The following is a 14,190-nucleotide window of genomic DNA, read 5'->3' as shown; positions in this document are numbered from 1 at the left end:
TCCTTATTGCAGTTTCTTGGCCTTCTCGAAGGCCTCGTCGATCGAGCCGACCATGTAGAAGGCCTGTTCCGGCAGTGCATCGCACTCGCCGTTCACGATCATCTTGAAACCACGGATGGTTTCGGCCAGCGGAACGTACTTGCCGGGCGAACCGGTAAACACTTCAGCAACGTGGAACGGCTGCGACAGGAAGCGCTGGATCTTGCGAGCGCGGGCCACGGCCTGCTTGTCTTCCGGCGACAGTTCGTCCATGCCCAGAATCGCGATGATGTCGCGCAGTTCCTTGTAGCGCTGCAGCGTTTGCTGCACGCCACGGGCAACGGCGTAGTGCTCTTCGCCCACGACTTGCGGGTCGAGCTGGCGGCTGGACGAATCCAGCGGGTCCACGGCCGGGTAGATACCCAGAGCGGCGATGTCACGCGACAGCACGACGGTCGAGTCCAAATGCTGGAAGGTCGTGGCAGGCGACGGGTCGGTCAAGTCGTCCGCAGGGACGTACACGGCCTGGATCGAGGTGATCGAGCCGGTCTTGGTCGACGTGATGCGCTCTTGCAGCTTGCCCATTTCTTCGGCCAGCGTGGGCTGGTAACCCACCGCCGACGGCATACGGCCCAGCAGTGCGGACACTTCCGTACCGGCCAGGGTGTAGCGGTAGATGTTGTCCACGAAGAACAGGATGTCGCGGCCTTCGTCGCGGAACTTCTCGGCCATGGTCAGGCCGGTCAGCGCCACGCGCAGACGGTTGCCCGGGGGTTCGTTCATCTGACCGAACACCATCGCAACCTTGTCCAGAACGTTCGACTCTTCCATTTCGTGGTAGAAGTCGTTGCCTTCGCGGGTACGCTCACCCACGCCGGCGAACACCGACAAGCCGCTGTGCTGCTTGGCGATGTTGTTGATCAGTTCCATCATGTTGACGGTCTTGCCCACGCCGGCGCCGCCGAACAGGCCGACCTTGCCGCCCTTGGCGAACGGGCAAACCAGGTCAATAACCTTGATGCCGGTTTCCAGCAGTTCCACCGACGGCGACAGTTCGTCGAAACGGGGAGCCGGCTGGTGAATGCCGCGCTTTTCTTCGTGCTGAATGGGGCCGGCTTCGTCGATGGGACGACCCAGCACGTCCATGATGCGGCCCAGCGTGCCGGTGCCGACGGGCACCGAGATCGGGGCGCCCGTGCCCGTGACCTTCATGCCGCGGCGCAGGCCGTCGCTGGAGCCCAGCGCAATGGTACGCACCACGCCGTCGCCCAACTGTTGCTGCACTTCCAGCGTCAGACCCTTTTCGGCGAACGAGGAACCCTCGTCGGCCAGGGTAAGCGCTTCGTAAATCTTGGGCATGTGATCGCGGGGGAACTGAATATCCACCACGGCGCCGATGCACTGAACGATGGTTCCGTTGCTCATGTCGATTCCTTGCTTGATAGCTTGTGACGGGATGCTGCCTGCCTCAAACGGCGGCAGCGCCCCCTACGATTTCCGAAATTTCTTTGGTGATCGCGGCCTGACGGGTCTTGTTGTAGACCAGTTGCAGATCGCCGATGACCTTCTTGGCGTTGTCCGACGCCGCCTTCATGGCGACCATCCGGGCCGACTGCTCCGAAGCCATGTTCTCGGCCACGGCTTGGTACAGCAGGCCTTCAACGTAACGCTGCAGCAGGTCGTCGATCACGCTACGGGCGTCGGGTTCGTAGATGTAATCCCAGCTGTAGTCCGACTTCACTTCCGAGGTCTTGGCCAGCTTCTCGGCACCCATCTGGTACGGATCATCCAAACCGCTGGCCAGGGGCAGCAGACGCAGGAACAGCGGCTCCTGCTTCATCGTGTTGACGAAGCGGGTCGAAGCCACGTACAGCGCGTCGATGCGGCCTTCCAGGTAGGCGTCCAGCTGCACCTTGATCGCGCCCAGCAGGCGGTCGAGTTGCGGCTTGTCGCCCAGTTGCACTTCCTGGGAAACCAGTTTGGCGCCGATGCGCGTCAGCACGCCCACGCCCTTGTTGCCGAAAGCGGTCGCTTGCACGGCGATGCCGTTCTTCTCGAACTCTTTCAGCTTGCCCAACGTCACGCGGGTGATGTTGGTGTTCAAGCCGCCGCACAAACCCTTGTCGGTCGTCACCATGACCACGCCGACCGCTTTGATTTCGCGTTCGACCAGGTACGGGTGGCTGTATTCGGGGTTGGCCTGCATCAGGTGCGCAGCAATCTCGCGCACCTTGGTGGCGTACGGACGGCCTGCACGCATCCGCTCCTGCGCCTTGCGCATTTTGGATGCGGCGACCATTTCCATCGCCTTGGTGATCTTGCGCGTGTTTTGCACGCTCTTGATCTTGGTTCGGATTTCCTTAATTCCGGGCATTGCGCTTTCCTGTGAAGACTGGCCGATGGGTTCCGCTGGCGCCTCATCCATCCGGGAAGGATGGGTGAGGCGTCGCGGACGCCTAACCCATCACTTTCTTAAAAAGCACCGTGCTTCTTGAATTCCTGAATGGCGGCGGCCAGTTCGGCCTCGTCATCCTTGGACAGTTCCTTGGTGTCTTCGATGCGCTGGATCAGGGCCGCATGCTTGGCCTTCAGTTGATCCTTCAGCGACTTCTCGAACGACAGCACTTGGGCCACGTCCACTTCATCCAGGTAGCCGTTGTTGACCGTGTACAGCGTGACGGCCAGTTCCCACACTTGCAGCGGCTGGTATTGCGGCTGCTTGAGCAGTTCCACCACGCGCTTGCCGCGTTCCAGCTGGCGACGGGTCGCGTCGTCCAGGTCGGAAGCGAACTGCGCGAAGGCGGCCAGTTCACGGTACTGCGCCAAGTCGGTACGGATACCGCCGGACAGCTTCTTGACGACCTTGGTCTGAGCAGCGCCACCCACACGCGACACCGAAATACCGGCGTTGATTGCGGGGCGGACACCGGCGTTGAACAGGTCGGTTTCCAGGAAGATCTGGCCGTCGGTGATCGAGATCACGTTGGTCGGAACGAAGGCCGACACGTCGCCTGCCTGGGTTTCGATGATCGGCAGCGCGGTCAGCGAACCGGTCTGGCCCTTGACGGCGCCGTTGGTGAACTTCTCGACGTACTCTTCGTTGACGCGGGCAGCGCGTTCCAGCAGGCGCGAGTGCAGGTAGAACACGTCGCCCGGGTAGGCTTCGCGGCCCGGCGGACGGCGCAGCAGCAGCGAGACCTGGCGATAGGCCCAGGCTTGCTTGGTCAGGTCGTCATAGACGATCAGAGCGTCTTCGCCGCGATCGCGGAAGTATTCGCCCATCGTGCAGCCGGCGTAGGCGGCCAGGTACTGCATGGCGGCCGAGTCGGAGGCCGAAGCGGCCACGACGATGGTGTATTCCATCGCGCCGTGCTCTTCCAGCTTGCGGACCACGTTGTTGATCGTGGAAGCCTTCTGGCCGATAGCGACGTACACGCAGGTGACGCCCTTGCCCTTCTGGCTGATGATGGTGTCGACAGCGACGGCGGTCTTGCCGGTCTGGCGGTCGCCAATGATCAGTTCGCGCTGGCCACGGCCGATCGGCACCATCGAGTCGATAGCCTTGATGCCGGTTTGCAGCGGCTGCGACACCGAGCGGCGGGCGATAACGCCAGGCGCCACTTTTTCGATGATGTCGGTGGCCTTGGCGTTGACCGGGCCCTTGCCGTCGATCGGCTCGCCCAGCGTGTTGACCACGCGGCCTTTCAGTTCGGGACCGACCGGAACTTCCAGAATGCGGCCGGTCGTCTTGACCTGGTCGCCTTCGGAAACGCCGGTGTAGTCGCCGAGAATAACGGCGCCGACGGAATCACGCTCGAGGTTGAGCGCCAGACCGAAAACGTTGTTGGGGAATTCGAGCATTTCGCCCTGCATCACGTCGGACAAGCCGTGGATGCGGGTAATACCGTCGGTCACGGACACGACGGTGCCCTGAGTACGGACATCAGCCGAAGCGCCCAGGCCCTCGATGCGGCTCTTGAGCAGTTCGCTGATCTCGGAGGGATTGAGTTGCATATTGACTCCTGGAATCCTGTTAGTTGCCTTAAGCGGCGAGCTGATCGCGCATGCGGGCCAATTGGGCTTGTACGGAAGTATCGAGCACCTGGTCACCGACGGCCACGCGCACGCCGCCGATCAGCGACGGATCAACGGTGACGCTGGGCTTGAGCTTGAGGCCAAATTTTTGTTCGAGGGCGGTAACCAGTTCTTTGACCTGGGCATCGCTCAGTTCGAACGCGCTGGTGATTTCCGCCTGCGCCGTGCCGTCGTGACGATTCCGCAGCACCGCGAATTGCGCGGCGATGTCGGGCAGCAGCAGCAACCGGTCGTTTTCGACCAGCAGCTCGATGAAATTGCGGGCGGCTTGAGGCAGTTCGGCCTTTACCAGGCCGGAGAACAGCTCGACGCGCTGCTTGTCGCCCAGACGCGGGTCGGCCATGGCCTCGCGCACGTCGGGGTTGGAGGCGACCTGAGCCAGTTCGCTGACCAGGTCGGACCAGGCCGGCAAGCCGGCGCGGTCGTCGCGCGCCGCGCTGAAGAGCGCTTCAGCGTAGGGCCGGGCAACAGTGGAAAGTTCAGCCATGACGGTCCCGGATTAAAGCTGCGCGCGGAGCTGGTTGAGCAGCTCGGCGTGTGCGCGGGCGTCAACCTCGCGCTTGAGGATCTGTTCAGCACCCTTGACGGCCAGCGCAGCGACGTCGTCGCGCAGCAGGTCGCGGGCGCGCTGGACTTCCTGCGCGGCATCCTGGGCAGCCTGCGCCACGATGCGGGCGCGCTCGGCTTCCGCTTCACGGCGGGCCTGCTCGATCAGGGAGGCGGCTTGCTTCTCGGCCTCGATGATGCGGGCGTGGTTTTCGGACTTGGCAGAAGCCTCGATCAGACTGACGCGCGCCTGGGCTTGAGCCAGATCGGCTTTGCCCTTCTCGGCGGCGGCCAGGCCGTCGGCGATTTTCTGGCGGCGCTCGTCCATCGCCTTCGTCAGGGGGGGCCACACGAATTTCATCGTGAACCAGCCCAGAACGAAGAACACGAGCATCTGGAAAATGATCGTCGCGTTCAGATTCACGGTCGTTCCTTTAACACCTTGCGGCTCCGACCGCACCCGGAAAGGGGCGTCACGGAGCACTCGATACTTTGCTAGGCGGCGACGGAGCTTGCACCCGCATCGCCGCCAGCGTCATGACCCGCCTTTTCGCCGGCGGGCGGTGCCTTAGCCGACGAACGGGTTGGCGAAGGCGAACAGCATGGCGATACCCACGCCGATCAGGAATGCCGCGTCGATCAGGCCAGCCAGCAGGAACATCTTCGTTTGCAGAGCGTTCATCAGTTCAGGCTGACGAGCCGAGGCTTCCAGATACTTGCCGCCCATCAGTGCGATGCCGATGCAAGCGCCGATAGCGCCCAGACCGATGATAAGACCGCATGCGAGGGCAACGAAAGCGACGTTGGTCATGACAACTCCTTGGTTAGAAATCTGAAGTCAAAAATTGAAAAATAAGGGGTACTGCTCAATGCAAGATAATCTTGCTATCCCGTGCTGGCCGGGTGGCCAGCACGGGAAATTCGGGGGATCAGTGGCCTTCGTGAGCCTGGCCGAGGTACACCAGCGTCAGCATCATGAAGATGAAGGCCTGCAGCAGAACGATCAGGATGTGGAAGATCGCCCAGATGGAACCGGCCAGGATGTGACCGATGCCCAAGCCGATGCTGGCGCCGTTGAAACCGGTCCAGGCGCCGCCCAGCAGGGCGATCAGCATGAAAATCAGTTCGCCGGCGAACATGTTGCCGAACAACCGCATGCCCAGCGAGACGGACTTGGCGGCGTATTCGATCAGGTTCAGCAGCAGGTTGAACGGAGCCAGCACAATGGCGCCGATGCCGTGCGCATGGAACGGCGCGGTGAACAGTTCTTTGACGAAGCCGCCCGGGTGCTTGATCTTGATGCCGTAGTAGAACATCAGCAGCAGCACGCCCAGCGACATGCCCATCGGCACGTTCAGGTCGGCGGTCGGCAGAATGCGGTGGTAGTAGAGAGGGTCGCCATGCTCGGCACCCAGGCCGGTCAGACGCCAGATGGAGGGCAGCAAGTCGACGGGCAGCAGGTCCAGCGCGTTCATCAGGATGATCCAGAGGAACACGGTGAGCGCCAGCGGGGCGATGAAGAGACGGCTCTTGGCGTTGTGGACGATGCCCTTGGCCTGGTCGTCGACCATGTCGACGATCATTTCCACGAAGGCCTGGAAGCGGCCCGGCACGCCGTTGGTGGCGCGGCGCGCAGCGCGCCAGAGGAAGAAAATGACGATCAGGCCCATCAGGCCGGACCAGAACAACGAGTCGTAATTGATGATGTCGAACTGAGCAATAGCGCTCTGTTTCTCACCGGTATTGTTCAGATGCACCAGGTGGTGCTGAATATACGCGGACTGAGGCGACACGTCGCTGGCAGCAGCCATTTGAATCCTACCCTATTTGCTGTGCCCGGCCCTTGCGAACCGGACGATTCCACGATTTCGTTTGCCGCAAACCTGCTCGGCGCTATGACAACTTGCGGAACATCAAGAGCAAGAGATAGCCCTTCAATGTGAGTATCAGACCGAGCAGCGCGGCAGGCCATACGAGGCTGTCCTGCGCCACACGCGAAAGCAGCCACAACAGCAACGCCGTTGCGAACAACTTGATCAACTCACCAGAGAGAAAGGTAAAGGGACTGGACTTACCGGCCCGTACGCTGACAGCCAGGCGCAATGCGAACAACGCATTGGGAATGAAATACGCTCCCGCCCCCGCCAGCGCCGACCAACCTGCCGCCGCCCCTCCGACAACCCCCGCTATCACTGCTGCTGCGAGCCCCATGGCACCTTGCGCTGCCAATGCCAACAGGAGCCCGCGGCTTGCTTGAGCATTCAGCGCCGCGCGATCCGCGTCACTGAGAACCAGAACTTTATCCGTCATGTCGTGGTCAAACATTGCTTGCTGCTGACCCTGACCTTCAACCGGACCCTGCCGCACTTCCTGCTGCATGGAGTTCTGTTGCATCAAACTTCCTCGCTTTGCTTCTTTGCCCCTATCAGAACCGGCGCGTCCCGCTGCCCGTAGCTGCCTCCCATAGCCGGCGCCAAGTCGTTGATTTCAAAAGGCTCATCAACGCCGTGCCAGCTACTTGTCAGCCGCTACGTGTTCTTATCCCGCAAGCGTCAAACCCGCAGAGTATAGCGTGATTCTTTTTACCCTAGCAAATGAACTTTCGGCCGTTTGTAAGGTGCAAACAACGCTTGGATCCGACGAAATTAGGGACGCGAATCGGCCCGCAACGCGCGGTGCGCAAAGCCTGCGCCATGCAACGCGGCCTCCGCAATGGAGGCCGCGCTTTATACCATCAAAACAAGGTCAGTCTTCCTTGACCGGCGGCGGCGCCCACTGGCCGTCCAGCGCCGTATCCTGGGGCGAATACAAACGCATACTGAGCAGGAACGGCGCATCGGCGGCCGGCGAGGCGATCCAGTTCGAGCGCTTGCGTTCGCCGGGGTCGCGGCGCTGGATGTAGATGTCCAGCGAACCGTCGGCGTTGTACTTCAGGCCGTCGGTGCTGCGCAGCACGTAGCGGTTGGCCGGATTGTCGGCAAAGCCGTGGTTCGCGTCGTAGACGTGCAGCGACCAGAAGGCATTGGCCGGCGGCAACTGGCCCTTGTCGAAGTGCAGCACATAGTCCTCGTTGGAGTTCAGCGCGCGGCCCTTGGAATCGGACACCGTCACCGGGTAGAGCACGTCCTCGGGCGTCGGCGCGCCCAGGCCGGCATAGGCGATGGCGGCACGCCGCGTGTAGTCGGTGCCGTAGGTGCCGATGCCGGACAGCACGGTGCTCCAGCCGTTCATGGGCGTGCCCAGGCGCGACACGCCATCGGCGATGCGCCGGCCGGCCAGCGGCTGGGCCTGCGCCAGCGCCTGCTGCACGGCCGGATTCAGGCGGCCATACGAGAACGGTTGGCGGCTGTCCAGGCCGATGCGGCGCATGCGGTCCAGGATGGGCGTGTCATTGGCGTGCGGCGGGTTGTTGCGCATCACGTCGAAGAACAGCGTGAAGAACGAGGCGGCATCCATGCCCGCGGCCTGCTCGGCCGGCGTGCCGTCGGGTACCGTCACGGGCATGGGCGGCGGCAGGTCGCTGCCGATTGGCGCCGCACCCACGCCGGGACCGGTCTGCGGATAAGCGCTGCGGGAGCCGCGGTTGACGGCGGGCCGAGCGGTGGCGGACGCGGCCAGCAGACTGGCGGTCATGCCGGCCTGGATCTGATTGACGGCCGCGTAGTCTTGCGGGCCTCCCGCCTGGGTCCAGCCGATCAGCCAGCCGGTGGCGGTGGGGCTGTGGATCACGTCCATGCCGGGCGGCACACTGCCCTGCCAGCCGGGGCCGACGATCGCGAAGGACTGGGCGCCGTTGCCATTGGTACGCGTGCCGCGCGAGGCGAACACATCGCTCCACATGTCCAGCGCCGACAACACCATATAGCGGTCGCCGGTGGCGGGCAGGTTCACGATCAGCGGCGCGCGCGACACGTCGAACCACAAGCTGGAATAGAGCGCATCGGCGCTGGGCCACGGCACGTCGCCGGCGCGCGGATCGGGGAAGGCGGCCTTGTGGCCGAATTGATTCACCGGCGCCTTGCCGTCCAGCGGCGTCTGCACGGCGGTGGCCTTGCGGCGCGCCAGCTCCATCAGCACCATCGGATAGGCGTAGACATAGGCGTCGATGGCGATGTCGCGCAGCTCTTGCTCGCTCATCTGCGCGGCGGGCGCGGAAGCGGCCGGATATGGCGTCTCGGACACCAGGCGCAGGGAGGGACGCGGCGATTGCGCCTGCGCGGCGGTAACGAAGCAGGCGCTCAGCGCGCCGGCAAGGACTGCGGCGGACCACCGGCGGGTAGCGATAGATGTACGCATGCAAGGCTCCTTCTTGGTTTTGTCTGCAAGCGAGCCGCCGCGCCGGGCTTGCCAGTTCGGGCAAGCCTCTCTGGCGCGGCACCTCGTGGTGACGCTTTTTCAGGATAGGACCGAACTCTGCAACAAGGTGCTGCCCAAGCGTTTCAAGGCGCAACACGGCGCGCACTAGAGCGCGCATGCAAAAAAATCGCGCCCTGAGAGGGCGCGAGGAGCAAATCCGGGAGCGCGCGGACCATAGGCCCGCGCGTAACAAGGATTAACGGTGTTTGAAGTCCGGTTTGCGCTTTTCAGTGAAAGCCGCCATGCCTTCCTTCTGGTCTTCGGTCGCGAACAGCGAATGGAACACGCGGCGCTCGAACAGCAGGCCTTCGTTGAGCGAGCCTTCGAAGGCGCGGTTGACGCATTCCTTGGCCATCATGACCGAGGGCAGCGACATGGAGGCGATGACGGTGGCCGCGTCCATGGCTTCTTCCATGAGCTTGTCGGCCGCAACCACGCGCGACACCAGGCCGGCGCGTTCCGCTTCCTCTGCGCCCATCATGCGGGCGGTCAGCGCCAGGTCCATGGCCTTGGCCTTGCCCACCGCGCGCGGCAGGCGCTGGGTGCCGCCGGCGCCCGGGATCACGCCCAGCTTGATTTCGGGCTGGCCGAACTTGGCGGTATCGGCGGCGATGATGATGTCGCACATCATGGCCAATTCGCAGCCGCCGCCCAGGGCGTAACCGGCCACGGCAGCGATCACCGGCTTCTTGATGCGCTTGAGCGTTTCCCAGTTGCGCGTGATGTATTCACTGCCATACACGTCCATGTACGACCAGTCTTTCATGGCGCCGATGTCGGCGCCGGCGGCAAAGGCTTTTTCGCTGCCGGTGATGACCACGGCGCCGATACCGGCATCCGCTTCGAACGCCAGCAAGGCCGCGCCGAGCTCATCCATCAGTTGATCGTTCAAGGCGTTCAGGGCCTTGGGACGGTTCAGCGTCAGCAGGCCGACGCGGCCCCGGGTTTCGACCAGCACAAACGACTCGCTCATTGATGTCTCCGAATAAGTATGAAAGTAAGATATGTCCATGGAAAAAGACAACGCTCTGCCGCTACTTTACCGCCTCGCGCCCCACGACCCGGCCGGACACCGCTACCGGATAACCCTAAGCATCGCAGCGCCCTCCCCCGGCGGCCAGCGCCTGTCGCTGCCGGCCTGGATTCCGGGCAGCTACCTGATCCGCGATTTCTCGCGCCAGATCGAATCGCTGGCGGCCTATTCGGGCTCGCGACGCGTACCGGTCGAGAAGATCGACAACCACACCTGGCAGGCCGCACCCTGCGAGGGTCCGCTGCGGGTCGAGTACGAAGTCTATGCCTGGGACCTGTCGGTGCGCGGCGCGCACCTGGACGAGACTCACGGCTTTTTCAATGGCACCAGCGTGTTCCTGCGGGTGCATGGACAGGACCATCTGCCGTGCCTGGTGGACCTGGCGCCGCCGCGTTCGATCCAGGGCTGGAAGGTCTACACCAGCCTGCCTGAAGCGCGCGGCCACACGGGCGCCGCGCGCCGCCATGGTTTCGGGTTGTACCTGGCACCCGACTATGACGCGCTGATCGATCATCCGGTGGAGATGGGCACGCCGCAGGTGTCGAGTTTCGTGGCGCATGGCGCGGAACACGAGTTGGTGTTCACCGGGGTTGCGCCCAATCTGGATCTGGCGCGGATCACGGAAGACGTACGCAAGATCTGCGAAACGCAGATCGCGTTCTTCGAGCCGCGCAGCAAGCGCGCGCCTTTCCTGGATAGCTCGGACCGCTACGTGTTCATGACGATGGTCACGGGCGACGGCTATGGCGGGCTGGAGCATCGCGCCAGCACGGCGCTGATGACGGCGCGCAAGGACTTGCCGGTGATGGGCCAGCAGGGCCAGGGCGAGGGCTATCGCGGTTTCCTGGGGCTGGTGAGCCATGAGTATTTCCATACCTGGAACGTCAAGCGGATCAAGCCGGAAGCCTTTGTTCCCTACGATCTTTCGCAGCCTGACCTGACGCGCCTGCTGTGGGTGTTCGAGGGTTTCACTTCCTATTACGACGATCTGCTGCTGCTGCGTTCGGGCGCGATCACGCAGCCCGACTATCTGCGCCTGCTGGCCAAGACCATCACCAGCGTGGCGCGCACGCCGGGGCGTACGAAGCAGTCGGTGGCGGAGAGTTCATTCGATGCCTGGACGCGCTATTACAAGCAGGACGAGAATTCGCCGAATGCGCTGGTCAGCTATTACACCAAGGGCGCGCTGGTGGCGTTGGGACTGGATCTGCTGATCCGCCGGGAAACGGACGGGGCGCGCTCGCTGGATGATGTGATGCGTTTGCTGTGGGGCCGTTATGGGCGTGACTTTTATCAGGGCAAGCCGCAGGGTTTGGCCGAGGACGGGCTGCCGGCGTTGATTCTCGAGGCCACGGGCGTTGATACGCGGCGCTTCATTGCACGCCATGCCTACGGGACGGCGGATGTGCCGCTGGCCGAATTGCTGGAGCCGCAGGGCATCAAGCTGCAATGGAAGACGGCGGCCAATATTCCTTCGCTGTATGTGCGTACGCGCAAGCAGGGGGAGTCGCTGGTGCTGGCGACGGTGCTGGAGGGCGGCGCGGGGCATAAGGGCGGCTTGTCTGCCGGGGATGTGCTGGTGGCGGTGGATGGCTTGCGGGTGGATGCGCCGGCGGGGCTGGAGCTGTTGCTGGCGCAGTATCGGGCGGGGGACCGGATTACTGTGCATGTGTTCCGGCGGGATGAGTTGAGGGAGTTCCGGGTTAGGTTGAGTCCGCCTGAGGCTTTGGATTGTGTATTGACGGGTTGAGTGTTTTTACTTCGCTCGGTTTTTTTGGGGGCCGTGTGTTGTGGGACGGTCCTTGTTTTTTGGGCGGCCGGTTTTGGGTTCTTAAGGCCGCCCGGCGCGGCGGCCCAGCCGGTGGCGCGGGGCAACGATTGCGGTCCGGAGCCTACGCTCCGGACTGCCCCTGCGTCATCCTCGTACGCCTTCGGCTCCCTACGGATTCCCTTGGGCTTATCGACGCCCCGCGCCACCGGCTGGGCCGCCGCGCCGGGCTCGGTTGTATGAATCTTTACGGGCGCTGGGACGAGCTGGGTGCTTGGGGTTCTGGCCTCGGTCTGGGGTTTGGCGAAGATCTTGCGGGGCCCGCCCCAGGGCGGCCGCGCGGGCGGCCTTCTGGGGCTTACGCGGAGTCTTGCGTCGGATGGTGACGCTGCGCGACGGTCACTGCCCTTCGTTGGCACCGTTGCGTTGGATGTTATGGCGCACCTCGCACGGTTCCCGGGATTCCGGCGTCTGGCATCAGTATGGCCACGACATTTTTGGACCGTCAGCGATTACGCCCTCACTCCTCCTTCATCTGCGCCGCAGTCTGCAAGAACGTATCCAACGCGCGTCTCCTGCCCAGCCTGCGGGTGACGGCGTAGACCATGGCGCGGGAGATATTGGCGGGCAGGCTGCAGATGGCGACCCGGTCGGTGGCATGGCGGCAGGTGGAACGCGGAACCAGGGCCACGCCCAGGCCTGCGGCGACGAGCGCCAGTTGCGCCGGGACTTCGGCGACGGTTTGGGCGGCGGACAGGGGCAGGCCGGCGCGGGCGCAGGTTTCGGCCAGGGTGCGGGCGAAGGCCGACGTGTCCTGGCGCAGCATGACGAAGGCTTGGCCGGCCAGGTCCTTCAGCTCCAGCCGCTTGCGAGCGGAGAGGGGGTGGCCCTTGGGGAGCACGGCCACGACGGGATCGGGCCATAGGGGCATGGACTGTAGTTCCTCGTCGTCGACGGCGGTGCGGGAGATGCTGACGTCGATGCGGTGTCCGCGCAGCGCGTCCAGTTGCGCGGCGGGATTCATTTCATTGAGCAGCACGGAGACCTGGGGATGGGACGCCTTGTAGCGCGCGATCAGGGCGGGGACTGGGCCCATGAAGTGCGATCCGGACAGGCCCACTTCGATGCGGCCCGCCAGGCCCTGGTCCACGGCGCGGACCCGCACGGTGGCGTCCTTCAGGCTGGCGAGGAGCGCGCGCACGTCGTTGAGGAAAGCTTCGCCGGCTTCGGTCAGGGTCACGCGGCGGTTGTTGCGGTCGAACAGCTTGACCTCTAGTTCGCGCTCCAGCTGCGCGATCTGCAGGCTGAGCGGCGGCTGCGAAATGTGCAGACGTGCGGCGGCGCGGGTGAAGTTGAGTTCTTCGGCCAGCACGGCGAAATAGCGGAGTTGGCGGATTTCCATGGCGGTCAGTTATTTGGGAAAGATATCAAACCAGATAAAAACTATATTGGAAAATATCGTTCCCGGCGACCAGAATAAGTCCTGCCGATAGAGCACACGAGCACATCCGGGGACCTGCCATGAGACCGGCGCTAGCCGCCGCAGGCTCCGCCATCGGCTGACATCCGCATTCCGTATCGCCGAACTCCCGCGCATCGCAGCGGGCCGGCCCCTCTTACGCCTTTCGAGGAGCATCGCCATGACCACTTCCCCCCGCGCCCTGCGCATCGGCCAGATCGTGCCCAGTTCCAACACCACCATGGAAACCGAGATCCCGGCCATGCTGCGCCTGCGCGAGACCATTGCGCCGGAACGTTTCACCTTCCATTCCAGCCGCATGCGCATGAAGCAGGTGACGGCGGCGGAACTGGCGTCGATGGACCGCGAATCGGACCGTTGCGCGCAGGAACTGTCCGACGCGCGGGTGGACGTGCTGGGCTATGCCTGCCTGGTGGCGATCATGAGCCAGGGACTGGGTTATCACCGCGTCTCGCAGGAACGCCTGCACCAGGCCACCGTGGATAACGGCGCGCCGGCGCCGGTGATCTCCAGCGCGGGCGCGCTGGTGGAGGGCCTGCACGCCATCGGCGCGCGCAAGGTCTCGATCCTGACGCCCTATATGAAGCCGCTGACCAAGCTGGTGGTGGACTACATCGAAAACGAAGGCATCGAGGTGCAGGACAGCCTGTCGCTGGAGATCCCGGACAATCTGAAGGTCGGCGCACAGGATCCGATGGCGCCTGCCAGCCACGTGGAGCGCCTGAACACGCGCGGCGTGGACGCGGTGGTGTTGTCCGCCTGCGTGCAGATGCCGTCCTTGGCATCGATCCAGCCGACACAGGATCGCCTGGGCCTGCCGGTGGTGACGGCCGCCGCGGCGACGGTCTACCGGATGCTGAAGGTGCTGGACCTGGAAGCGCGCGTGCCCAACGCGGGCGAGCTGCTGACCGGCAAGTACTGAGCCGGCGCGGG

13 protein-coding genes are annotated in these 14,190 nt (G+C 63.8%); 2 read left to right on the top strand and 11 right to left on the bottom strand.

Annotated features, from left to right (window positions below):
* Positions 1–3: 3 nt before the first annotated feature.
* From atpD to AC3WOB_RS18970, 10 genes are all read right to left on the bottom strand, one after another.
* Positions 4–1,404 carry a F0F1 ATP synthase subunit beta gene (gene atpD / locus AC3WOB_RS19015; RefSeq protein WP_013391133.1) on the bottom strand — a complete coding sequence of 467 codons (1,401 nt, stop codon included), beginning with the start codon at positions 1,402–1,404 and terminating at the stop codon, positions 4–6.
* A 43-nt stretch (positions 1,405–1,447) separates the two neighbouring features.
* Positions 1,448–2,353, bottom strand: coding sequence for a F0F1 ATP synthase subunit gamma (gene atpG / locus AC3WOB_RS19010; protein ID WP_013391132.1), 906 nt, complete (start codon positions 2,351–2,353; stop codon positions 1,448–1,450).
* 98 nt (positions 2,354–2,451) lie between these two features.
* Positions 2,452–3,993 (bottom strand): F0F1 ATP synthase subunit alpha, encoded by a 1,542-nt coding sequence (gene atpA, locus AC3WOB_RS19005; protein ID WP_013391131.1) that lies wholly within the window; start codon positions 3,991–3,993, stop codon positions 2,452–2,454.
* Between the two features lie 28 nt (positions 3,994–4,021).
* A complete protein-coding gene (locus AC3WOB_RS19000; protein ID WP_013391130.1) occupies positions 4,022–4,561 on the bottom strand; it encodes a F0F1 ATP synthase subunit delta in 540 nt (179 codons plus the stop codon).
* A 12-nt stretch (positions 4,562–4,573) separates the two neighbouring features.
* Positions 4,574–5,044 (bottom strand): F0F1 ATP synthase subunit B, encoded by a 471-nt coding sequence (locus AC3WOB_RS18995; RefSeq protein ID WP_013391129.1) that lies wholly within the window; start codon positions 5,042–5,044, stop codon positions 4,574–4,576.
* 144 nt (positions 5,045–5,188) lie between these two features.
* Positions 5,189–5,431: a F0F1 ATP synthase subunit C gene (gene atpE / locus AC3WOB_RS18990; protein WP_003815363.1), complete on the bottom strand. Its 243-nt coding sequence runs from the start codon at positions 5,429–5,431 to the stop codon at positions 5,189–5,191.
* A gap of 118 nt (positions 5,432–5,549) precedes the next feature.
* A complete protein-coding gene (atpB, locus tag AC3WOB_RS18985; RefSeq protein WP_013391128.1) occupies positions 5,550–6,431 on the bottom strand; it encodes a F0F1 ATP synthase subunit A in 882 nt (293 codons plus the stop codon).
* 82 nt (positions 6,432–6,513) lie between these two features.
* Positions 6,514–6,930: an ATP synthase subunit I gene (locus AC3WOB_RS18980; protein WP_413772869.1), complete on the bottom strand. Its 417-nt coding sequence runs from the start codon at positions 6,928–6,930 to the stop codon at positions 6,514–6,516.
* 435 nt (positions 6,931–7,365) lie between these two features.
* A complete protein-coding gene (locus tag AC3WOB_RS18975; RefSeq protein ID WP_492275868.1) occupies positions 7,366–8,916 on the bottom strand; it encodes a DUF1254 domain-containing protein in 1,551 nt (516 codons plus the stop codon).
* 256 nt (positions 8,917–9,172) lie between these two features.
* Positions 9,173–9,949: an enoyl-CoA hydratase gene (locus AC3WOB_RS18970; RefSeq protein ID WP_492275867.1), complete on the bottom strand. Its 777-nt coding sequence runs from the start codon at positions 9,947–9,949 to the stop codon at positions 9,173–9,175.
* A 31-nt stretch (positions 9,950–9,980) separates the two neighbouring features.
* On the opposite strand from AC3WOB_RS18970, the gene AC3WOB_RS18965 reads away from it, so the two are divergent.
* Entirely contained in the window at positions 9,981–11,759 is a 1,779-nt protein-coding gene (locus tag AC3WOB_RS18965; protein WP_492275866.1) for a M61 family metallopeptidase, read from the top strand.
* 538 nt (positions 11,760–12,297) lie between these two features.
* Here the strand turns inward: AC3WOB_RS18965 and AC3WOB_RS18960 are convergent.
* Entirely contained in the window at positions 12,298–13,179 is an 882-nt protein-coding gene (locus AC3WOB_RS18960; RefSeq protein ID WP_013391121.1) for a LysR substrate-binding domain-containing protein, read from the bottom strand.
* 238 nt (positions 13,180–13,417) lie between these two features.
* On the opposite strand from AC3WOB_RS18960, the gene AC3WOB_RS18955 reads away from it, so the two are divergent.
* Positions 13,418–14,179 (top strand): maleate cis-trans isomerase family protein, encoded by a 762-nt coding sequence (locus tag AC3WOB_RS18955; RefSeq protein WP_013391120.1) that lies wholly within the window; start codon positions 13,418–13,420, stop codon positions 14,177–14,179.
* The last annotated feature ends 11 nt before the right edge of the window (positions 14,180–14,190 follow it).

This window comes from Achromobacter sp. FW305-C-30-7 (assembly GCF_058783105.1).
The sequence above is the reverse complement of the archived record's forward strand: the minus strand, read 5'-3'. Positions and strand labels throughout refer to the sequence as shown.